The sequence below is a fragment of the Microbacterium sp. NPDC056569 genome, from assembly GCF_042793475.1.
GTDB lineage: Bacteria > Actinomycetota > Actinomycetes > Actinomycetales > Microbacteriaceae > Microbacterium.
Genome location: NZ_JBHTUV010000007.1, coordinates 167,971 through 189,048, shown reverse-complemented (window position 1 = coordinate 189,048; position 21,078 = coordinate 167,971). Strand labels below are relative to the sequence as shown.

The following is a 21,078-nucleotide window of genomic DNA, read 5'->3' as shown; positions in this document are numbered from 1 at the left end:
AGGACGACGCCGCCTCCCACGGGGAGGTCGGCCGATGAAGGTCGGGCTGGACGTCGGCGGGACCAAGACCGACGCGGTCGCGGTCGATGCCGAGGGCGGGATCGCCGGTCGCCTCCGCATCCCGACGGGATGGGGACCGGATGCTGTGGCCCAGACGGTCGTCGACGCCGTGCGCGCGCTCGGCTCCGAGGCCGGGGTGGACCTCTCGGCCGTCCGCTCGGTGGGCGTCGGAATACCGGGGCAGATCGAGCCCGGCACCGGACGCGTCGTGCACGCGGTGAACCTCGGCGTCGATGAGCTCGACCTCGCCGCCGCCGTCGCGCCCGCGCTGGGCGTGCCGGTGCATGTCGAGAACGACGTCAAGGCCGCCGCGTTGGGCGCGCACGCGCTGCACACCCGCGACGGCGCCCCGGTGCCGGGGTCGATGGCGTACCTCAACCTGGGCACGGGCATCGCGGCCGGCATCGTGTCGGACGGCGTGCTGTGGCGCGGCGCGCGGGGCACCGCCGGCGAGGTCGGCCACATCTCCGTCGACCCGAACGGACCCTTGTGCCGCTGCGGCCAGCGAGGCTGCATCGAGGCCCTCGCGGGCGGCGGCGCGATCGCGGAGCGGTGGGCGAAGCGCTCGGCGCTGCCGGTGCGTGACGTGTTCGACGCCGCCGACGCGGGCGACCCGTCCGCCCGGCAGCTGCGCGCGGGACTCGCCCGCGGCGTCGCGGCCGCGATCCGGGTACTGGTGCTGACCGCCGACGTCGATATCGTGGTCCTCGGAGGGGGTGTGACGGCGTTGGGCGATCGACTGATGACGGATGTCGCGGCCGAGCTCTCGGCCAGTGCCGAGGCATCCCCGTTCATGCGCTCACTGCACCTGATCGAACGGGTCGAGCTGCTGCCGCCGGGCTCGCCGGCGGCCGCCCTCGGGGCCGCGCTGGTGGGGGCGGAGGGCGACGCCACACACGACGCCGAGGAGGCACTGGTCCATGGCTGAGATCGTCATCGTCCGAGACAAGCAGGCGGCGGGCGCGCTCGTCGCCGACCACATCGCCGGGCTGGTGCGTGAGAACCCCGAGACGGTCCTGGGCCTGGCGACCGGGTCGACGCCGCTTCCCGTGTACGAGGCGCTCCGTCCGCGCCTCGAGGGTGTCGACGTGTCGCGGGTGCGCGGATTCGCGCTCGACGAGTACGTGGGCATCGACCCGGCGCATCCCGAGAGCTACCGTTCGGTGATCACGCGCGAGGTCGTCGACCCCCTCGGCCTGAACCCGCAGCTCATCCGCACGCCCGACGGCACGCCGGAGGGCATCGAGCACCACGGCGAGGAGTACGACGAGGCCATCCGGGACGCGGGCGGGATCGACCTGCAGATCCTGGGCATCGGCACCGACGGCCACATCGGCTTCAACGAGCCGGGCTCGTCGTTCTCGTCGATCACCCGCGTCAAGACGCTCACCGAGCAGACCCGCCGCGACAACGCGCGCTTCTTCGACTCCGTCGACGACGTGCCGATGCACTGCATCACCCAGGGGCTCGGCACGATCCTGCGCGCGCGGCACCTCGTGCTGCTGGCGTTCGGCGAGGGGAAGGCGGCCGCGGTGGCGGGCGCCGTCGAGGGCCCGCTGTCGGCGTCGGTGCCGGGTTCGGCGATCCAGCTGCACCCTCACGCGACCGTCGTCGTCGACGAGGCCGCGGCGTCGCTGCTGACCCGCGCCGGCTACTACCGCTACGCGTACGACAACAAGCCCGATTGGCAGGGCATCTGACCGCCGCTGACGTCGGCGATCTGGAGAACGGATCCGGACGACGGATGCCGCGACTCAGCGCGCGAACACCTTGCCCGGGTTGAGGATGCCCTGCGGGTCGAAGACGCGCGCGATCTGCCGCTGCAGCTCCCACTGATCGTCACCGAGCTCGTCGGCGAGCCACCGGCGCTTGAGCACGCCTACGCCGTGCTCGCCGGTGAGCGTGCCGCCGAGGCGCAGCGCCGCCCGGAAGAGGTCGTCGGCTGCCGCCCAGATGTGGTCGGGCGCCTCGACCACGCCGAACTCGTCAGGCTCGGCGTCGAAGATGAAGTTGGGGTGCAGGTTGCCGTCGCCGGCGTGCGCGACAGTCGGGATCGCGACGCCGTGCTCGCGTTCGACGCGGGCGATCTCGTCGAACATGGCGGGCAGCGCGCTGCGGGGCACCGAGACGTCCTCGATGAGGGCGGTGCCCAGCGTCTCCATGGCGGGGTGCATGGAACGGCGGATCGCGAGCAGCCGCTCGCCCTCCTCGCGATCGTGCGAGACCGCGACGCTCCCGCCGGCGGCGCGGAGCACGTCGGCGATCGCGTCGGCTTCGGCGGTCGCGGCGGGGCCGTCGGTCTGGATCGTGAGCTGCGCGGCGCCCGGAGTGGGCGGCGCGAGCGACAGCAGGGCATGGACGGCCGCGAGGGACGCAGCATCCATCAGCTCCATGATCGCCGGCTGCGCGCCGGACGCGGTGACCGCGGCGGATGCCTCGGCCGCCGTCCGCACGTCGCGGAAGGTGGCGGCGATCGTGCACACCTCGCCCGGCACGAGCCGGCGGAGCTTCAGCGTGGCGCCCACGACGACGCCGAGCGTGCCCTCGGACCCCACGACGAGGGAGGTCAGGTCGAGACCGGTGACTCCTTTGACGGTGCGATGGCCGAGGTGGAGCAGCCGGCCGTCGGCGAGCACGAGGTCGACGCCGAGCACCGCATCGCGCACCACGCCGTACTTGGCGCACAGCAGTCCGCCGGCGCCCGTGGCGATGTTGCCGCCGACCGTCGAGATCGCGCGGCTCGCCGGGTCGGGTGCCCACCAGAGTCCGTAGGGGGCGAGGGCTGCGTTGAGGTCGGCGTTGAGGATGCCGGGCTCGACGACCGCGAGGAGGTCGTCCGGACGCACCTCGAGCATGCGGTCCATGCCGCGCACCGACAGGGCGATCTCGCCGTGTCCGGCGTTGGCGCCCCCGGCGAGGCCGGTGCCGGCGCCGCGGGTCACCACCGGCGTGCCGGTGCGGCTCGCGATGCGGAGGGTCTCCTGCACGTCCTCGATGCTGCGGGCGTGCACGACGGCGAGCGGGAGACCGGATGCTGCGTGCCCGGACTTGTCGGCGCGCGCGGCGGCGAGCGAGGCCGGGAACGTGTCGACGCTGTCGCCGAGTGCCGCGCCGAGGAGGGCGAGCGCGTCGGCGCCCGAGGTCACGACAGGCGCCGGCGGCCCGCCACGACCCCCGCGGTCACGGCGACGACGCCGAACGCGAGGCCGATCCAGGCGTTGCCCATCGACCACCAGGCGGCGGTCGCGGCCGCGTAGACCAGGAGCTCGACGATCGCGCGCACGAACGGGTGCACCGCGAACACGGCGCGGGGCGACACGAACAGCGCCCAAAGGAGGATGGCGACGACGGGGGCGGCGATGCCGGCGACGATGTTCCACGGGAACGGCCACATCGCGAAGCCCCACAGGGCGAGGGTGCCGAACGCGAGGATCTGGCACACGAACGCGATCAGGTCGATCGCGGCCAGCGGCGAAGCCTTGCCATCGGCCAGCGGCGCGCGCGTTCCGGGCGCCGGCTCGGCAGGGCGCGCGGGAGTGACGTTCGGCGTGTCGGACATGGCCTCCAGTCTACGGCGGCGCGCAGGACGCGTCCGCCGGGCGGTCGGGCGCGCGACGCACGTCGCAGCGGTCGAACGCTCAGTTCCCGCCGTCTGCGGGGTCGGCCGCTGCGGGTTCGGTCTCCGCCACCTCGGTGGTGCCGGCCGTGTCGGCGGCTGTGGGCTCGACCGATGCCGGAGCGGCGGGCGCGGGCGCACCCTGGTCGGCGAGGCCGCGCCCGTGGCCCTGTGGCACGCCCGCGGCGCGCTTGGGCACGGCGCGGTTCACGCCGGTGACGCCGCCGTTGCCGTTGCCGGTGCCGTTGGCCGGGGTGCCGTTGCCCGTCGAACCGCCGTTGCCGGTGACGCCGCCGTTGCCCGCGCCGGTGCCGTTCGTGGGGGTGCCGTTTGCGGAGTCGGCGCCGTTGCCGTTGCCGTTCCCGTTGCCAGTTCCGTTGCCGTGGTTTCCGTTGTTGCTCGTCGGGTTGCCGTTGTTGCCCGAGGTGCTGCCGTTGTTGCCCGAGGTGCTGCCGTTGTTGCCCGAGGTGCTGCCGTTGTTCCCCGAGGTGCTGCCGTTGTTGCCCGAGGTGCTCCCGCTGTCGCCCTCCGCCTTGCCGTTGCCGGTCTGGCCCGTGGCCTTCCCACCGCCCGAGCCCGCAGCGCCGTCCGCCGGGGCGTCGCTGTCGCCGTGGGCGTCGCCGGCATCGACGGCCGGGACGACAGGTATGTCGGCGGGGTCGGGGCCGGTCTCCGCCGTCAGTTGGCGCGCGGGGTCGCCCGACTCGTCCGCCAGCAGGGCCGGGGCTCCGGCGTCCTCGGCCACGACGTTGTTCGTCGGTGTCGGCGACGGCACCGGTTCCGGAGCGGCGGCGGCCGGGAGCATCACCGCGGCGGCGACCACGCCGCTGACGACCACGAGGCTCGCGGCGGCGATCCCGGAGGCGGCACCGATTCCGGCGACCGCCGACGTGCCGAACACCGCCGCCGAGGAAGCGACGGCGGTCGTCGCCCCTGCTGCGCCGACCGCCCCCGCCGATCCCACGCCGGCCGACGTCGCGGCCGCACCGGCGCCCGCGACTCCGCCCGGCGCGATGGTGACTGTGCCCGCGCCCGCGCCCACGACGCCGCCCGGGGCGGCGGTGACCGTACCGGCACCGGCGCCGGCGACTCCGCCGGGGGCGATCGTGACGGCGCCATCGACGATGCTCGAGGGCATCGACGCCAGCGCGACGAGCGGTGCGCCGCCGCCCTGCACGGTCGCGAGGTAGCCCGCGGTGCCCACCGCGCCGAGCGCGATGGGCAGCAGCACGAGTGCCAGCCGGCTCGAGACCTCCCTGGCCTCGCTCGCGACGATCGAGCACCGCGTGCAGTCCGCGAGGTGCCGCTCGAGCTTCGCGTGGTCGCGGCGGCCCAGATTGAGGCGCGAGTAGGCGCCGAGGCGCTCGATGGTCCACTCGCAGTCAGAGCCGTCGGCCACCGACCGCAGGTGCGCCTGGATCCAAGCCTCGCGCAGCCCTTCCCGTGCGCGGAACGTCAGCTGCGCGACCGCCGTCGGCTTCATGCCGAGCAGCGGCGCGATCTCGGCGGGCTTCATGCGTTCGATCTCGGAGTACCAGAGCACCTCCTGCCACCGCGTCGGAAGGCTGCGGAAGGCCTGATGCGTGAGGCCGCGGTCGAGCGCGGCCTCGCTCTCGTGCTCGACGCCCGACGGATCCTCGACGCCGTCGAGCTCCTCGTACGCGGTCTCGCGGCGCGCGCGCCCCCACGCTGCTGCGGTGTTGCGGATGCTGGTGAAGAGGTACGCGCGGAACGATCCGGTCGGCCCGCCGCCGTGGACGATCGAGTGGTAGATGCGCGTATACGCCTCTTGTACGAGGTCGTCGGCATCGAGGCTCGAGGTCATGTTTCGCGCGACGGTGACGCCCGCGCGGTAGTGGCGCCGCCAGAGCTCCGCGAACGCGTCGGTGTCGCCCGATCGCGTCCGCAGGACGAGATCGGCGTCGGCGTCGGTGACGACGTCGGTCTCGTGCTCCTGCACTTCCTCGTGGTCCATGGATCCCCCAGTTCCGCGGCGCACATCGACGACGTCGATCCCGGGTGCGACCGCGGCTCGTTCCATTGTCGTCGCCGCCCCCGGATTTGACCAGGTCTGCGAGTCGAAGGCGCAGCATCCGCTCCGAACGAATTTCCAGAACTCGCGTAATAGATCGCCGCCGTCGCCGTCTCTTTCGTCAGAGTGGCAGGCCGCCCTTGTGTGGGGCACAGCGGCGACCGCCCCCCGCGGGATTCCCGCGGACAAGGCGGGGCTCGGAGGTATCTCGGGGGAGGGACCTTCGGCCCCGCCTTTCACGTGCGCGGGCTCAGACCTCGCGCCCGGCGACCCACACGCGGCGCACCGCGAGTGCGTCGTCGAGCAGCACGGCGTCGGCGAGCGAGCCGACGTCGAGGGAGCCGAGGTCGTCGCGGTGGATCGCGTGCGCGGGCTGCCGGCTGAGCGCGTGCGAAGCAACCTCGAGCGGCACGCCGACTCCCACGACGTGGCGCAGAGCGGCGTCCTGAGTGAGCGTCGAGCCGGCGATCGCGCCACCCTCTTCGAGGCGTGCGACCCCGTCGGTCACCCGCACGGCGAGCCCGCCCAGTTCGTACTGTCCGTCCTGTGCCCCGGCGGCCGCCATCGCGTCGGTGATGAGCGCGATCCGGTCGCCGGCGACCTCGAACAGCGTCGCCACGAGCTCCAGGTCGACGTGGACGCCGTCGGCGATGACCTCCAGCGTCACCCGCTCGTCGCGCACGGCCGGGACGACGGGGCCGGGAGCGCGGTGGTGGATGCCGGGCATCGCGTTGAACGCGTGCGTGATGAGCGTCGCGCCGGCGTCGAAGGCGCGCCGCGTCGTCGCGGCGTCCGCGTTCGTGTGGCCCACGGCGACCGCCACGCCGGCGTCGACGAAGCGGCGGATGGCGTCGAAAGCGCCTTCGCGCTCCGGCGCAAGCGTGACCTGGCGGATCGTCCCGCGTCCCGCCTCGAGCAGACGGTCGACGGATGCCGCGTCCGGCGCCCGCAGCAGCGACTCGGTGTGGGCGCCCTTGTGGCCAGGGTCGAGGAACGGCCCCTCCAGGTGCGAGCCGAGGATCGTGGGGTCGGCGTCGCACAGGTCGGCGACCGTCGCCACCCGGGCCGCGAGGTCGTCGATCGGGGCGGTGATGAGCGAGAGCACCGCGCGCGTGGTGCCGTGCGCGCGGTGAACCGCACGTGCCGTGGCGATCGCCTCGGGGCCGTCGTCGAAGCTCGCTGCGGCGCCGCCGTGCCCGTGGATGTCGATGAAGCCCGGGAGGAGGCATCCGTTCCCGCCGTCGACGACCTCGCTGGCGTGGGGCCGGTCGCCGCCGACGCCGGTCGCCGCGACGCGGCCGGCGTCGAAGAGCGCCCACCCGTCGGTGCGGTCGCTGTCGACCGAGGCGGAGCCCAGCAGGCGGACGGAGTGGACGAGGGTGCTCATGCGGTGCTCCGGATCACTCGGCGGGGGTCACTCCGTGGCCCACGGGATCTCGTCGGACGGGTGGAAGCCGATGCCCATGCTCGTCCACAGGGGGCCGAGGGCGCCGACGCGCTCGCGGAACGACGCCCACGTGCGCAGCTCGCTCGCCCCCGTCGCGGGGGACCACGCCGCCTCGGCGGCCGCGGCCGCGCGCGGGAAGGCCATCGTGTCGATGTCGGCGGACGTGCGGATCGTCTCGGTCCACAGCGGCGCCTCGACGCCGAGGATGCCCGCATCGTCGACGCCGGGCACGACGTCGGAGGGCTCCCACGAGTAGGCGCGCTCGACGCTCGTCGGGCCGTTCGCCCACGTGAGGCCCAGCTCCGGACCCGAGGGGTACTTCATGTCGAGGTAGATCGCGTCGGCGGGCGACAGGATCAGCTGCGCGCCGTTGTCGATGAACGCGGTCGCCTTCTCGGCGGCGCCCTCCTGCGGCGTCAGGAAGCCCCAGTACTGGCCGACGGTGGTGTCGGCGACGTCGGCGGCCGCACCGGCCTCGTGCCATGCGACCGGCGTCTTGCCGAGGTCGGCGATGATGGCGCTGGCGCGCGCGACGAAGACGGCGAAGTCCTCGTCGGTCGTCGAGAGCGACTCGTCGCCGCCGAAGTGCAGGTACGGGCCGGGCGTCATGGCGGCCAGCTCGCCGAACACGTCGGCCACGAAGTCGTAGGTCGCCTCGTCGTGGATCTTCAGCGACGAGAACCCGACCGCCATGCCGTCGTACGGGGAGCCCGCCCGCGGCTCCTCGCCGCCGTAGTCGCGGATGATCTCGCGCATGTGGTCGCTGAGAGTCGGGTCCTCGGCGAGCTCGGGGTACGCGAGGCCGACCGCGTGCGTGTGGCCCGGCATGTCGATCTCGGGGACGACGATCATGTGACGGGATGCCGCGTACTCGACGATCTCGCGGAAGTCGGCCTTCGTGTAGAACCCGCCCAGGTCTCCGCCGACCGAGGTCGCCGACGCCTTCTCGGTGAGCTCGGGCCGCGAGTCGAGGTGGATGCGCCAGCCCTGATCGTCGGTCAGGTGCAGGTGCAGCGCGTTGAGCTTCAGCGACGCCGCGCGGTCGATGTAGCCCTTGACCGTCTCGACCGGGTGGAAGTGGCGGGCGACGTCGAGCATGACGCCGCGGTACGCGAAGCGCGGGGAGTCGTCGATGGTGACGGCGGGCACCGTCCATCCCTGCTCGTCGCGGGCGATGATCTGGCTCAAGGTCTGCACGCCGTAGAAGAGTCCGGCCGCATCGGCGCCGGTGACGGAGACGGATGCCTCGTCCGCCACGATCCGGTAGGACTCCGGTCCGCCGGTGCCGGTGTCGATCCGCAGCTCGATGCCGTCGCCGTCGCCGTCGCCGTCCGCGAGCGCCAGCGCGGTGCGGGCCCCGACGATCGCGGAGAGGGCGGCGGCAGCATCCGTCTCTCCGGTGACCGTGGTGGCGGACGTGAGCCTGAACGGCGCGCCGGAGCCCGTCTCGATCGAGACGGGGGCGGGGACGACGGCGGGAAGCGACACGGTGTCTCCATTCTGTGCGACCGGGGTGCAGCCGGCCAGCAGTGCGACGGCGAGGATCGCTGCCACGACAGTCCGTCCTCGTCGACGATTCATGTAAAGAGTCCTAACAAAAGGGATCGGACTCAGCCTAGCGGTTCGTGTTCCGTTATGCTCGGTGTGTCGCGACTGGCGTTGAGGTGGGCCACCACCGGGGAGCGACCGACTACGGCATTCGACCGCACGCCTGGGCCGATGTGGACCCCGACTCCGGGGAATTCGAAGCAAGCCGTCGTCAGGAGATCGCATGACCGATCAGTTCTTCAACGCCCCCCTCTCCGAGGTCGATCCCGAGATCGCCCAGGTGCTCGACCGCGAGCTCGAGCGTCAGCGCGGCTACCTCGAGATGATCGCCTCCGAGAACTTCGTGCCGGTATCGGTGCTGCAGTCGCAGGGCTCGGTGCTCACCAACAAGTACGCCGAGGGCTACCCGGGACGCCGCTACTACGGCGGCTGCGAAGAGGTCGACGTCGCCGAGGAGCTCGCGATCCTCCGCGCGAAGGAGCTGTTCGGCGCCGAGTTCGCGAACGTCCAGCCGCACTCGGGCGCGACCGCCAACGCCGCGGTGCTGCACGCGATCGCACGCCCCGGCGACACGCTGCTCGGCCTGTCGCTCGACCAGGGCGGCCACCTCACGCACGGCATGAAGATCAACTTCTCGGGCCGGCTGTACAACATCGTCGCGTACGGCGTCGACCCCGAGACCTCGACCATCGACATGGACGAGGTGCGCCGCCTCGCCGTCGAGCACCAGCCCAAGGTCATCATCGCGGGCTGGTCCGCCTACCCGCGTCAGCTCGACTTCGCGAAGTTCCGCGAGATCGCGGACGAGGTCGGTGCGACGCTGTGGGTCGACATGGCCCACTTCGCGGGCCTCGTCGCCGCGGGCCTGCACCCGAACCCGGTGCCGCACGCCCACGTCGTGTCGTCGACCGTGCACAAGACGATCGGCGGCCCGCGCTCGGGCTTCATCCTCACCAACGACGCCGACCTCGCCAAGAAGATCAACACCGCGGTCTTCCCGGGCCAGCAGGGCGGCCCGCTCATGCACGTGATCGCCGCGAAGGCGACCGCATTCAAGCTCGCGGCAACCCCGGAGTTCAAGGAGCGTCAGGAGCGCGTGCTGCGCGGCGCCCACATCATCGCCGAGCGCCTCTCGCAGCCCGATGTGGCCGGCGCCGGCATCGCGGTGCGCTCGGGCGGCACCGACGTGCACCTCGTGCTCGTCGACCTCCGCCACGCCGAGATCGACGGCAAGCAGGCCGAGGACCTCCTGCACGAGATCCACATCACGGTGAACCGCAACGCCGTGCCGAACGACCCGCGCCCGCCGATGGTGACGTCGGGCCTGCGCATCGGCACGCCGGCGCTCGCGACCCGCGGCTTCGGCGACGCCGAGTTCACCGAGGTCGCCGACGTCATCGCGCTGGCTCTCCAGCCGAACGCCGACGTGCCGGCGCTGCGCGCTCGCGTCGCGGCGCTGACCGCCGCCTTCCCCCTGTACCCGGGCCTCCAGCAGTGACCGCGCTCAAGCTCGACGGCAGGGCCGCGGCCGCCGAGATCAAGGACGAGCTGCGCGAGCGCGTCGCCGCGCTGAAGGCGCGGGGGATCACGCCGGGCATCGCCACGGTGCTCGTCGGCGCCGACCCCGCGTCCCAGCTCTACGTCGGGATGAAGCACCGCGAATCCGAGGCGATCGGCATGAACTCGATCCAGCGCGAGCTGCCTGCCGACGCCACGCAGGCTGAGGTCGAGGCGCTGATCGACGAGCTCAACGCCGACCCCGAGTGCCATGGGTACATCGTGCAGCTGCCGCTGCCGAAGCACCTCGACACCGACGCGATCCTCGAGCGCATCGACCCCGCGAAGGACGCCGACGGCCTGCACCCGACGAACCTCGGCCGACTCGTGCTCAACGTCAACTCCCCGATCACGACGCCGCTGCCGTGCACGCCGCGAGGCGTGATCGAGCTGCTGCTGCGAAACGACTACGACCTCAAGGGCAAGGACGTCGTCGTCGTCGGCCGCGGCGTGACGATCGGGCGCTCGATCGGCCTGCTGCTCACGCGCCGCGAGATCAACGCGACGGTCACGCTCACGCACACCGGCACGGCCGACCTGTCGCACCACCTGCGCCAGGCGGACGTGATCGTGGCTGCGGCGGGCGTCAAGCACATCGTGCGTGCCGAGGACGTCAAGCCCGGCGCCGCCGTGCTCGACGTCGGCGTCACCCGCGAGGACGACCCCGAGACGGGCAAGTCGCGCGTCCACGGCGATGTCGCGCCCGAGGTCGCCGAGGTCGCCGGCTACCTCTCGCCCAACCCGGGTGGGGTGGGGCCGATGACCGTGGCGCTGCTCATGACGAACGTGGTCGAGGCCGCCGAGCGGTCGCTGGCCTGACGTCAGGCCGCGACGAGCTCGTCGCGCGTGCGCGGGGCGACGGACTCGGCATCCGTCGCCCCGAACGAGGCCATGCCGCGCACCCAGCGCTCGCGGTCGGCGTCGGTGCTGTGGCGCACCTCCGCGAGCCGTGTGACGCCCCGCACCTTGACGCCGCAGTACTGCAGCGTCGCGTTGCGCAGCGACCGGATCGGCGCGTCGCGGTAGACCCACGCGTCCCAGAACCTGGGCGAGTCCATCGTCATGACGATGCGCGCGCTGCGCCCGGTGAGCAGCTTGTCCCACAGCCGCCCGGTCGGCCGGTAGCGGTACGCGAAGCCGCGCACGAACACGCGGTCTATCCACGTCTTGAGGGCGCCGGGAAGCGACCCCCACCACTGCGGGAAGAAGAACACGAGGTGGTCGGCCCAGTCGACGTCCGCGACATACGCCGCGACCTCGGGCGTGAGCGGGACGTCGGCGTCGGTGCGGGGCAGGCGCACCTCATCGCGCTCGGACGGATGCCGCGGCACGGCGTCGTTCGCGAGGTCGACGACGCGCACTTCGGCGCCGCCGGCGCGGGCCGCGTCGGCGTACGACTTGGCCAGGGCGTGGTTGAGGCTGCTCGCGAAGGGCGTGCCGACGATCACGAGGATGCGGGGAGCGTTCATGCGGGGGTCTCCTGTGGGGCGGTCGGCTGGTGCTGGATGAAGGCGGTGAGGGCGACGAGCTGGGCGTTCAGGCGGGGAGCGTCGATGGGATCGCCCGCGAGGGAGGGGTGCGTCAGCATCGCGGCGAACTCGCGCTCGAGCACTTCGCCCGCGTCGCGCACGAGGGCGGTGCCCTTCGGCGTGAGGGCGAGCAGGATGCTGCGGCCCGCACCGGGCTGCGAAGCCGCGGTGATCCACCCGTCCTCGACGAGCGCCGGCACCCGCTTGCTCACGGCGGCCTTCGTGACGCCGAGGCACCGGGCCAGCGTCGTCATGTCGACGGGCTCGTGGTCGTAGAGCACGGCGAGGAACTGGAAGTGGTTGAACGTCACGCCGTACCCCGCCTGCAGGGCGGCGTCGGCGAACGCGTCGAGCTCAGCGACGAGCTCGTGGAGCGTGAAGGTCAGGCGGTCGGACACATCAGTGAGTAAACCAGTTGACTCACCATAAGTCAACAAGTTGACTCGCCTCCCCATGTTCACATCACCTGTTCGCACCGAGGTGACCCGTTATGCCCGCGCATAACGCGTGCGCTCGGTGAGATCACGTGAAGTGACCGGCCCGGAGAGAAGGGATCAGGCGGTGAAGCGCGCGAGGAACGCCCGGGTGCGAGCTTCCCGGGGCGCGGCGAGCACCTCGGACGGCGGTCCCTGCTCCACGATCGTGCCCGCGTCGAGGAACACCACGCGGTGGGCGACATCCCGCGCGAACGCCATCTCGTGCGTCGCCATCAGGATCGTGGCGCCGTCGGCGGCGAGCTGCCGCACGAGCTCGAGCACCTCGCCGACGAGCTCGGGATCGAGGGCGGACGTGATCTCGTCGAGGAACAGCACCTCGGGATCGGTCGCGATCGCCCGCACGATCGCGGCGCGCTGCTGCTGGCCTCCGGAGAGGCGGTCGGGGTGCTCGTGCGCGAGGTCGGCGAGCCCGATGCGGCGGAGAAGTTCGAGCGCGTGCGCCTCGGCCTCACGGCGCGGCCGGCGGTGCACGACCCGCGACGCGAGCGTGACGTTGTCGAGCACCGTGAGGTGCGGGAACAGGTTGTAGCTCTGGAACACCGCCCCGAAGCGGGCGCGCACGCGATTGGCGTCCACGCGCGGGTCGGAGATGTCCTCGTCGTCGAGGAAGATCTGCCCGTCGTCGATCGGCTCGAGGAGGTTGAGGCAGCGCAGCAGCGTCGACTTGCCCGATCCGCTCGCGCCGATGAGGGCCACGACCTCGTGGGTCGCCAGTTCGAGGTCGACGCCGCGCAGCACCTCGCGCTCGCCGAACGACTTGTGGATGCCGGTCGCGCGCAGCAGGGCGGTCACAGGATCGCCCCTGCCTGCTCGCGCTCGCGGAGCCTGGCCGTGTACCAATCCGTGAGCCGGATCGTCGGGATCGCGAGCAGGATGAACAGGACGCCCGCCACGACGTACGGAGTGAAGTTGTACGTGAGGGACGCCACCGACCGGGCGGCGGCGATCGCGTCGACCGCACCGAGGATGGAGATCAGCCCCACGTCCTTCTGCATCGAGATGAAGTCGTTCATCAGGGGCGGCGTGATCTTGCGGAAGGCCTGGGGAAGCACGACGCGGCGCAGCGACTGCACGTAGCCGAGTCCGAGGGCCCGGGCAGCGAGGCGCTGCGACGGGTGCACCGCCTCGATGCCGGCCCGGATCACCTCGGCGACGTACGCGGAGTAGGTGAGCGTCACGGCGATGACCCCGAGCAGCACCACGGGCATGCGGGTGTTCGTGATGGTGGGCAGCCCGAAGCCGATCAGGTAGAGCACGATGATGAACGGCAGGCCGCGGAAGAGGTCGGTGTACCCGGCGGCGAGCACGCGTGCGGGGAAGAACACCGGCCCGCGAAGCGTCCGCAGCACGGCGATGACCAGAGCGACGACGGCGACGGTCACGACCGAATACGCGAGAACCTGCAGGTTGATCAGGAAGCCGTCCCACACCTTGGGCAGTGCCTGGATCGCGACGTCGAGGTTGAAGAACGACTGCTGGACCTTCGACCAGCCCTCGGTGTTGATGACCGTCGCCCAGACGATCACGGCGAACGTGAGCGACGACGCGATCGCGATGAGCACCGACTGCCGCGAGCGGCGGCGCCGGTAGGCGCGACGGTCGAGCTCGAGCGCGCTGGGCTGGTGCGTGGTCACCGGACGAACGTAGCCGATGCGGTCACTTCAGCTGTGTCACGCCTTCGCTGAGCACCGAGAGCCACTCCTCCTCGAGCTCGTCGAGCGTTCCGTTCTCGCGGAGGGTGTCGACGGCCGCGGTGACGTCCGCGGTCAGCGGGGAGTCCTTCGCCAGGAGCAGGCCCCACTGGTCGGGGACCCCCGCAGCCGGCAGCTCGCCGACCGTGAAGGAGTCGTCGATGTAGAAGTTCACGGCCGTGTACGCCGTCGGGGTGTCGAGCACGATCGCGTCGATCTGGCCCGCTTTGAGCGCGGCGACCGCGTCCTCGTTGGAGCTGTACAGCTGGGGTGCCGTGTCGGGGGCGATGGCCTCCTCGATCGTGGTAGCGCTCGTGGATCCCGACATCGCGCCCAGGACCAGGTCCTTGAGTCCGGCGATGTCGGTGACGCCCTCGGCGGCACCGCCCTTCAGCGCGACGACCGACTGGCTGGCCTCGTAGTACGGCGACGAGAAGTCGACGGCCTGCTTCCGCTCGTCGGTGATCGTGTACTGCTGGATGTTGAAGTCGAAGCTCTTCGGTCCCGGCGCGATCGCCGACTCGAAGCTCGTCCGCACCCACTCGACGTCTTCGGCGGCGAAGCCCAGCTCCTCGGCCACGGCGTACGCGACGGCTGCCTCGAACCCTTCGCCCGACTCCGGGTCGTCGCCGATCACGTAGGGCTCGTACGCCGTCTCGCCGGTGGCGATCGTGAGCTTGCCGGGCGTGAGGTAGCCCGCGTCGGCGGCCGACGACTCGCTGTTCGCCGGAGCGGAGCCCGACGCGCAGCCGGTCAGGGCGAGGGCCGCGAGGGCGACGCCGACGGCGGCGATGCGGACGAGAGGGATGCGGCGCGACATGATGCCTCCAGAAGTCGGGTGCCCGCGCGTGCGTGCTGTCGCGGCGCGGGTCCTTCCATCTTGTCGACGGGTTCGGCGCAGCGGTCGGTACGGGTCGGTTTGTTACACGTCCGATGCCGGGGAAGCCGGGATCCACAGCATCCGTCCCCCAAGAACCCCGCGCCACCGCAATCGGCATCCGCGGCTGTTCCGGCACGGTCGGGTGCGCTCGCGCTACCGCAATCGGCATCCGTGGCTGTTCCGAATGGCAGCGGATGCCGATTTCGACAGCGCAATGCGGAAGACGGATGCCGCGGCCCGGCAGCGTCATCACGACGCGGACGCGAGCCGCGCCTCCGCCGCCGCCAGGGCCCGTCGCGCACCGTCGGTCGGCGCGATCGCGACGAGCCCGCGGTAGAGCTTCACGAGGGCCTCGACGTCGAGGGCGCCGGTGCGGGCGCGGTCGCAGTGCACCGCCTGGATCGCCGCCTCGAGCTGGAAGCGCCCGAGCGGCGACCCGAGCGCCGAGGCGCGGCGCAGCAGTGCCGCGCCCTCGGCGATGAGCGTGCGATCCCACAGCGCCGGGTCCTGCTCGTCGAGCGGAGGCCACGGCAGGTCGACGCGGGCGAGGGCCCGCGACTGCGCGTAGGTGAGGAGCGCAGCGAGCCCCCACGCCTCGGGCTCGTCGTCGAGCAGCGTCGCGGTCAGCACCGCGAGCCATCGCGCCTCGTCGGCGAGCGACTCCCGCGGCTCGTCGCCCTGGTCGAGCCAGCCGATGGCGTAGGCGCCGTACACCGCCTCGAGCACGGCGGGCAGCCGCGACGGCATGTCGGCGCGAGTCGGGATGCGGAACGGGATGCCGGCGTCACGGATCCGCCGCTTCGCGCGCACCAGCCGCTGCGCCATCGTCGCCGGCGCCACGCCGAAGGCACGGGCGATCTCGGCCGCCTCGAAGCCGAGCACGGTCTGCAGCATGAGGGGCGTGCGGATGGCCGGGTCGATGGCCGGATGTGCACAGGCGAAGAGCAGCTCGAGTCGACGGTCGGGGATGGCCTCGGACCGCTCCAGCGCCGTGAGCGCATCGACCTCCCGCTCGTCCGCTCGCACCGCGCCGATCCCGTCGTCGAGCGGCACACCCGTCCGGCTCACCGCCGACGAGAGCGCATCGCGCAGTCGGTTACGGGCCACGGTGACCAGCCACCCTTCGGGATTGGCGGGGATGCCGTCCTCCGGCCACGTGCGCAGTGCCCGCTCGAACGCGTCGGCGAGGGCGTCCTCGGCGAGGGCGACGTCGTGCGTGGTGGCGGCGACCACCGCCAGGATGCGGCCGTAGGACTCCCGCGCGGTGCGCTCGGCGACCGCACGGGAGTCGGAGGCGGCGGGCATCAGTTCGCGAACGGGGTCCAGGCGCCGTTCTCGAAACGGGTCGCGCTGGGGCGCACCTCGACGGTGCCCCAGCTGATCGACGGCGCCCTGCCGGCCCAGCCGATGGCGGCGTCGAGGTCGGCGACATCGATGACGAACGTTCCGCCGAGCTGTTCCTTGGTGTCGGCGAACGGACCGTCCTGCACGCGCAGCGTGCCGTCGGGCGCGGTCACCGTCGTGGTCACGGCGGAGGGCTGCAGCACCTCGGCCGAGATCAGAACGCCGGCGTCGTCGAGCGCCTTGGCGTACTCGTCGAACTCGCGCATGCCCTCGGCCCAGGCGTCGTCGCCCATGTCTTCGGGGGTCATCTCGGGGTAGTGGAGGAGGAGTGCGTATCGCATGGTGTCGTCCTTTCTGGAGGTCTGTCGACACCCCTATGACGATCGGCGTCCGCCCCGATCGACAGGTCGCGCGAAATCAGCCCTTGCCGAGTTCGTCGAGCATGCGTCGCTGCTCGTCGGTGAGCCCGTCGTTCAGTTCCCTGCGGCCGGCGGATGCCTCGGGGCTGGGGATCGGCGGGGCGGCAGCATCCGTGTCCCGCGAAGCGGAGGTCTTCGACCCGGTCGCCTTGTCGTACAGGGTGCCCGCGTGGGTCTCGACCCTGTCGTCGATGGCGCCGTAGATCGCCCAGCCGATGAGGAGGATCACGGGCGGGATCACCCAGCCCCAGAACGCGCCGAAGATGCCGCCGCCGATCGAGACGCCGGTGAAGACGACGGTGACGATCCAGACGAGGAACGCGACGGCGAACGCGAGCAGGAACTCGACGAGCTTCTCGCCGGCCTTGGTGCGCTGGTTCGCGGACTTCGCCGCCATCGAGCGGAACCACTTCTCGACGAGCGGCTTGATCCAGATGACGAGCGCCGTCAGCACGATGCCGGCCCACAGCGCGGCCCAGCCGACGCGCGCCGGAGTGAGCCAGCCGACGACCAGCAGCACGACGATGTTGAACACGAGCAGCGACGCGAACCGCACGACCCACTTCTTCATGGTTTCACTGTGCCACGTCGGCGACCTCGTCGCGCGGGGACTAGGCGATCGAGACCCGTTCGTCGATGTCGTCGGCCGGGAGGGTGTCCGCCGTCGACGTGACGGCCAGGTCGACGAGATCGGCGCGACCCGAGACGACGGTGAGGAAGGCGGTGTCGGCGGCGTCGCGACCCGTGGCGATGCGCACGAGCGTCTGGCGCGGAGCGAGGGTGGTCGCATCGACCACCCGCCAGGCGTCGTCGATCCATGCCTCGGCGACGGCGTGGAAGTCCATCGGATCGAGTCCCGGCGCGTACACGGCGACGATGCGGGAGGGGATGCCGAGCGCCCGGAGCAGCGCCACGCACAGGTGCGCGTAGTCCCGGCACACGCCTCGGCGCTGGAGCAGGGTGCGGACCGCGCCGTCGGTGGGGAGCGACGAGCCGGGGACGTAGGAGAGGCGCGTGCCCACCCACGACGAGACCGCGGTGAGGAGCGCCCCCGGATCCTCGATGCCCGCGAATTCCGCGGCGGCGGTGGGGGCCAGCGCGTCCGATTCGGCGTAGCGGCTCGGGCGTCCGTACGTGAGCAGGTCGGGCTCGCGGGCGATCGCGGTGTTGCCCGGGCCGAGCACACGGGCACGGTACTCGACGACGAGTTCGCCCGGTGCGCTGGTCAGCCGGTGCAGCCGGGTGCCGTGCGCGTCCGAGAGCTCGTGCGACTCGATGGGCGAGCCGTCGAGCGTCGCCCGGAACTCCTCGGGGTTCGGCGTGTAGTGGCCCGACACCGCGACCGCGAAGACCAGGTCCGCGGGGACGGTGACGTTGAGGACGATCCGGCTGGCGACATCACGCTGCATGCGCCCAGGGTGTCATGGCGGAGACGCCCGGTGGGTGGCCTTGACAGCTGCGCTGTGCAGCGGTCGCTCGCTCAGTACGAGGCGCGCTCGCCTGCGGCGCCGTCGGAGGGGACGGATGCTGCGACCCAGCGCGTGGCGAGGGCCTCCGAGCCGCGGGCCAGGAGCCCTACGTCGGCGCCGACCAGCACGAACGAAGCCCCGGCATCGAGGTACGCCTGGGCCACGGCGGGATCGAAGGCGTTGACGCCGACGGGCTTGCCCGCGGCGCGCACCGCCTCGAACGTGCGCAGCGCGGCGGCGACGACATCGGGGTGGGTCTGCTGCCCGAGGACGCCCATCGACGCGGCGAGATCGGCAGGCCCGACGAAGACGCCGTCCACGCCGTCGACCGCGGCGATCTCGGCAGCCGCCTCGACGCCGGCCGTCGTCTCGATCTGGACGAACAGCGAGACGTGCGCATCGGCGTCCTGGAGGTAGTCGTCGACGCGGTTCCACCGGGCCGACCGCGCCAGCGCGGAGCCCACGCCACGGGTGCCGCGCGGGGGATAGCGCACGGCCGCGACGACGGCTTCAGCATCCGTCCTCGAAGACACCATGGGCACGAGCAGGTTCTGGGCACCGAGATCGAGCACCTGCTTGATCGTCACCACGTCGCCGATCGGCACGCGCACGACCGGGGTGACCGGGTAGGCGGCGACGGCCTGCAGTTGAGCGAGCACCGACTCGAGGCCGTTGGGGGAGTGCTCCATGTCGACGAGCACCCAGTCGAGGCCTGAGCCCGCGCAGATCTCGGCCACGAGCGGCGAGCCCGTGCACACCCAGATGCCCGCGAGCGGGCGGTGCGCCTCAGCGAGGGCGTCGCGGAAGGTCGGGCTCAGACGAAGCGGCATTCGATCACTCCCATGGGTCCGTAGTCGCACTCGACCGTATCGCCCCGCGACACCCACATGGGGCGGGTGAACGAGCCGGCGAGGATGATCTCGCCCGCCTCGAGGCGCGCGCCGTGCTGGTGGAACTTGTTCGCGAGCCACGCCACCCCGGTCGCGGGGTGGCCGAGCACGCCGGCGGCGACGCCGGTCTCTTCGATCTCGCCGTTGCGGCTGAGGACGCCCGGCACCCAGCGCAGATCGATCTCGTCGGGACGCTTGCGCACGTCGCCGAGCACCATCGCGCCGTAGGCGGCGTTGTCGGAGATGGTGTCGACGATGGTGCGGCCCTCGAGCTCGATGTGCGAGTTCAGCACCTCGAGAGCCGGCACGGCGTAGTCGATCGCCGCGAGGGCGTCGTCGAGCGTGCAGTCGGGGCCTTCGAGCGGCTCCTTGAGCACGAAGGCGAGCTCCACCTCGACGCGGACGTTCGAGAAGAGGTCGACGGGGATCTCGGCGCCGGAGCGGTACACGGTGTCGTCGAACATCACGCCGTAGTCGGGCTCGGTGATGCCGGTGGCCTGCTGCATCGCCTTCGACGTGAGCCCGATCTTGCGGCCGACGAGCGTGCGCCCGGCGGCGATGTTCTGGTCGCGCCACACCCCCTGGATCGCGTACGAGTCCTCGACCGTCGCGTCCGGGTACCGCGCCGTGATGCGCGGGATCACGCCGTGCGTGCGGTCGGCCTCGGCCAGCTCGGCCGCGATTGCGGCGATGTCGTCGGGGTGCAGCATCCGTCTCTCCTGGAGTCGAGGTCTTCCTGCTCGCCCGTCATCTGCTGTCCGAGCAGGCACATCGTGACAGGTGAGCAGTGGGGATGGGTGGCCTGAGGCTCGGGCCCTCCTGCTCACCTGTCGAAAAGTGTCGTGCGCGTCGGCACTTCGTGACGGGTGAGCAGGAGGACGGATGCCTCGGCTACAGCTGGTGGCCGAGTTTGTACTCGCCCTGCTTCCAGCTGGGCATCTCTTCGGCCTGGTCGTCGGGCCGCGTGTACGAGAAGCCGTCGGCGCCGATCGTGACTGCCATCTCGGACGAATCCGTGCGGGCGACGACGGGCTGCGGGTTGCCGTCGAGGTCGAGCACGCGCGAGGCCTCGGTGTACCAGGACGGCACGACCGGGTTGCCCCACCAGTCGCGGCGCTGGTTGTCGTGGACGTCCCACGTGACGACGGGGTTGTCGGGGTCGCCGGTGTAGTAGTCCTGCGTGTAGATCTCGACGCGGTGCCCGTCGGGGTCGCGCAGGTACAGGTAGAACGCGTTGGAGACGCCGTGGCGGCCGGGGCCGCGCTCGATCGCGTCGGAGCGGCGGAGGGCGCCGAGCTTGTCGCAGATCGCGAGGATGTTGTGCTTCTCGTGGGTGGCGAACGCGACGTGGTGCATGCGCGGGCCGTCGCCGCCGGTCATCGCGGTGTCGTGCACGGTGGGCTTGCGGCGCATCCACGCGGCGTAGACCGTGCCCTCTTCGTCCTGGATGTCCTCCGTGACGCGGAACCCGAGCGACTGCATGAAGTTCACGGCGCGGGGCACGTCGGGGGTGACCTGGTTGAAGTGGTCCAGGCGCACGAGCTCGCCGGGGGTGTGCAGGTCGTACCGCCACGACAGGCGCTCGACGTGCTCGGTGGCGTAGAAGAACTCGTACGGGAAGCCGAGCGGGTCGGTCACGCGCACCGAGTCGCCGATGCCCTTGGTGAACCCGCCGGGGCGGCGCTCGATGCGGCAGCCGAGCTCGTCGTAGAAGGCGACGGCCTTGTCGAGGTCCTCGGGGGTGCGCACGCGGTACGAGAACGCGGCGACCGCGGCCACCGGCCCTTGCCGCAGCACGAGGTTGTGGTGGATGAACTCCTCGGTCGACCGGAGGTAGATCGTGTTCTCGTCCTCCTCGGTGACGTAGAGGCCGAGCACGTCGACGTAGAACTCGCGGGAGGCGAGCAGGTCGGTGACGACGAGCTCCATGTACGCGCAGCGCAGGATGTCGGGCGGGCTCGCCTGCGGCGTGGGGATCGGGTTGTCGGAGAGGATCGGCGCCTCCTGGCTCACGTAGAAGCCGGAGGAGGTGCGGGTCATCTGGTCACGGTGGGTCATGTCGCGTCCTTGCGTGGGATTCTGGCGATGGATGCTGCGGC

The 21,078-nt window shown here is 71.8% G+C and carries 21 protein-coding genes and 1 riboswitch; of the genes, 4 read left to right on the top strand and 17 right to left on the bottom strand.

Annotated elements, in window-relative coordinates; translation table 11 throughout:
* Window positions 1-34: 34 nt before the first annotated feature.
* Both ACFQ7C_RS10360 and ACFQ7C_RS10355 read left to right on the top strand, forming a co-directional pair.
* Window positions 35-988, top strand: a complete 954-nt coding sequence (locus tag ACFQ7C_RS10360; protein WP_378900084.1) for an ROK family protein — start codon at window positions 35-37, stop codon at window positions 986-988.
* Window positions 981-1,760: a glucosamine-6-phosphate deaminase gene (locus tag ACFQ7C_RS10355; protein ID WP_378900081.1), complete on the top strand. Its 780-nt coding sequence runs from the start codon at window positions 981-983 to the stop codon at window positions 1,758-1,760. Before ACFQ7C_RS10360 ends, ACFQ7C_RS10355 begins: the two co-directional genes overlap by 8 nt.
* A 54-nt stretch (window positions 1,761-1,814) precedes the next feature.
* Here the strand turns inward: ACFQ7C_RS10355 and ACFQ7C_RS10350 are convergent, their stop codons facing one another.
* The 5 genes from ACFQ7C_RS10350 to ACFQ7C_RS10330 form a co-directional block, all read right to left on the bottom strand.
* Window positions 1,815-3,206 (bottom strand): FAD-binding oxidoreductase, encoded by a 1,392-nt coding sequence (locus ACFQ7C_RS10350; RefSeq protein WP_378900078.1) that lies wholly within the window; start codon window positions 3,204-3,206, stop codon window positions 1,815-1,817.
* The gene (locus ACFQ7C_RS10345) at window positions 3,203-3,619 is read right to left on the bottom strand and encodes a YrdB family protein (RefSeq protein WP_378900075.1); all 417 of its coding nucleotides are present in this window, start codon (window positions 3,617-3,619) and stop codon (window positions 3,203-3,205) included. The genes ACFQ7C_RS10350 and ACFQ7C_RS10345 overlap by 4 nt, the downstream gene beginning before the upstream one ends.
* A gap of 79 nt (window positions 3,620-3,698) precedes the next feature.
* Window positions 3,699-5,651: a sigma-70 family RNA polymerase sigma factor gene (locus ACFQ7C_RS10340; RefSeq protein WP_378900072.1), complete on the bottom strand. Its 1,953-nt coding sequence runs from the start codon at window positions 5,649-5,651 to the stop codon at window positions 3,699-3,701.
* Window positions 5,652-5,958: 307 nt separating this feature from the next.
* Window positions 5,959-7,095 (bottom strand): N-acetylglucosamine-6-phosphate deacetylase, encoded by a 1,137-nt coding sequence (gene nagA, locus ACFQ7C_RS10335; protein WP_378900069.1) that lies wholly within the window; start codon window positions 7,093-7,095, stop codon window positions 5,959-5,961.
* Between the two features lie 27 nt (window positions 7,096-7,122).
* Complete coding sequence (locus ACFQ7C_RS10330) at window positions 7,123-8,643, bottom strand: beta-N-acetylhexosaminidase (protein WP_378900234.1); 1,521 nt, start codon at window positions 8,641-8,643, stop codon at window positions 7,123-7,125.
* A 151-nt stretch (window positions 8,644-8,794) separates the two neighbouring features.
* A riboswitch (ZMP/ZTP riboswitch) is annotated at window positions 8,795-8,879 on the top strand.
* Window positions 8,880-8,926: 47 nt separating this feature from the next.
* On the opposite strand from ACFQ7C_RS10330, the gene glyA reads away from it, so the two are divergent.
* Window positions 8,927-10,201: a serine hydroxymethyltransferase gene (gene glyA / locus ACFQ7C_RS10325; RefSeq protein WP_378900066.1), complete on the top strand. Its 1,275-nt coding sequence runs from the start codon at window positions 8,927-8,929 to the stop codon at window positions 10,199-10,201.
* Window positions 10,198-11,079, top strand: a complete 882-nt coding sequence (locus ACFQ7C_RS10320) for a bifunctional methylenetetrahydrofolate dehydrogenase/methenyltetrahydrofolate cyclohydrolase (RefSeq protein ID WP_378900063.1) — start codon at window positions 10,198-10,200, stop codon at window positions 11,077-11,079. The genes glyA and ACFQ7C_RS10320 overlap by 4 nt, the downstream gene beginning before the upstream one ends.
* A gap of 2 nt (window positions 11,080-11,081) precedes the next feature.
* On the opposite strand, the gene ACFQ7C_RS10315 is transcribed toward ACFQ7C_RS10320, so the two are convergent.
* The 12 genes from ACFQ7C_RS10315 to hpaD all read right to left on the bottom strand — a co-directional run bounded on the left by ACFQ7C_RS10315 (window position 11,082) and on the right by hpaD (window position 21,037).
* On the bottom strand, window positions 11,082-11,729 hold the full coding sequence (locus ACFQ7C_RS10315; RefSeq protein WP_378900060.1) for an NAD(P)H-dependent oxidoreductase: 648 nt from the start codon (window positions 11,727-11,729) through the stop codon (window positions 11,082-11,084).
* Window positions 11,726-12,187, bottom strand: coding sequence for a MarR family winged helix-turn-helix transcriptional regulator (locus ACFQ7C_RS10310; protein WP_378900057.1), 462 nt, complete (start codon window positions 12,185-12,187; stop codon window positions 11,726-11,728). The genes ACFQ7C_RS10315 and ACFQ7C_RS10310 overlap by 4 nt, the downstream gene beginning before the upstream one ends.
* Before the next feature lie 156 nt (window positions 12,188-12,343).
* Complete coding sequence (locus ACFQ7C_RS10305) at window positions 12,344-13,078, bottom strand: amino acid ABC transporter ATP-binding protein (RefSeq protein ID WP_378900054.1); 735 nt, start codon at window positions 13,076-13,078, stop codon at window positions 12,344-12,346.
* Window positions 13,075-13,920, bottom strand: a complete 846-nt coding sequence (locus tag ACFQ7C_RS10300) for an amino acid ABC transporter permease (protein WP_378900051.1) — start codon at window positions 13,918-13,920, stop codon at window positions 13,075-13,077. Before ACFQ7C_RS10300 ends, ACFQ7C_RS10305 begins: the two co-directional genes overlap by 4 nt.
* A 22-nt stretch (window positions 13,921-13,942) precedes the next feature.
* Window positions 13,943-14,797 carry a transporter substrate-binding domain-containing protein gene (locus tag ACFQ7C_RS10295; protein WP_378900048.1) on the bottom strand — a complete coding sequence of 285 codons (855 nt, stop codon included), beginning with the start codon at window positions 14,795-14,797 and terminating at the stop codon, window positions 13,943-13,945.
* Between the two features lie 309 nt (window positions 14,798-15,106).
* Window positions 15,107-16,162 (bottom strand): RNA polymerase sigma factor, encoded by a 1,056-nt coding sequence (locus ACFQ7C_RS10290; protein ID WP_378900045.1) that lies wholly within the window; start codon window positions 16,160-16,162, stop codon window positions 15,107-15,109.
* Window positions 16,162-16,542: a YciI family protein gene (locus ACFQ7C_RS10285; RefSeq protein ID WP_378900042.1), complete on the bottom strand. Its 381-nt coding sequence runs from the start codon at window positions 16,540-16,542 to the stop codon at window positions 16,162-16,164. Before ACFQ7C_RS10285 ends, ACFQ7C_RS10290 begins: the two co-directional genes overlap by 1 nt.
* A gap of 76 nt (window positions 16,543-16,618) precedes the next feature.
* Window positions 16,619-17,191, bottom strand: a complete 573-nt coding sequence (locus tag ACFQ7C_RS10280) for a hypothetical protein (RefSeq protein ID WP_378900039.1) — start codon at window positions 17,189-17,191, stop codon at window positions 16,619-16,621.
* A gap of 40 nt (window positions 17,192-17,231) precedes the next feature.
* Window positions 17,232-18,029 (bottom strand): transglutaminase family protein, encoded by a 798-nt coding sequence (locus tag ACFQ7C_RS10275; protein WP_378900036.1) that lies wholly within the window; start codon window positions 18,027-18,029, stop codon window positions 17,232-17,234.
* A gap of 71 nt (window positions 18,030-18,100) precedes the next feature.
* Window positions 18,101-18,919, bottom strand: coding sequence for an HpcH/HpaI aldolase/citrate lyase family protein (locus ACFQ7C_RS10270; protein WP_378900033.1), 819 nt, complete (start codon window positions 18,917-18,919; stop codon window positions 18,101-18,103).
* Window positions 18,904-19,689 (bottom strand): 2-keto-4-pentenoate hydratase, encoded by a 786-nt coding sequence (locus ACFQ7C_RS10265; protein ID WP_378900030.1) that lies wholly within the window; start codon window positions 19,687-19,689, stop codon window positions 18,904-18,906. Before ACFQ7C_RS10265 ends, ACFQ7C_RS10270 begins: the two co-directional genes overlap by 16 nt.
* Before the next feature lie 181 nt (window positions 19,690-19,870).
* Window positions 19,871-21,037, bottom strand: coding sequence for a 3,4-dihydroxyphenylacetate 2,3-dioxygenase (gene hpaD, locus ACFQ7C_RS10260; protein ID WP_378900027.1), 1,167 nt, complete (start codon window positions 21,035-21,037; stop codon window positions 19,871-19,873).
* Between the last annotated feature and the right edge of the window lie 41 nt (window positions 21,038-21,078).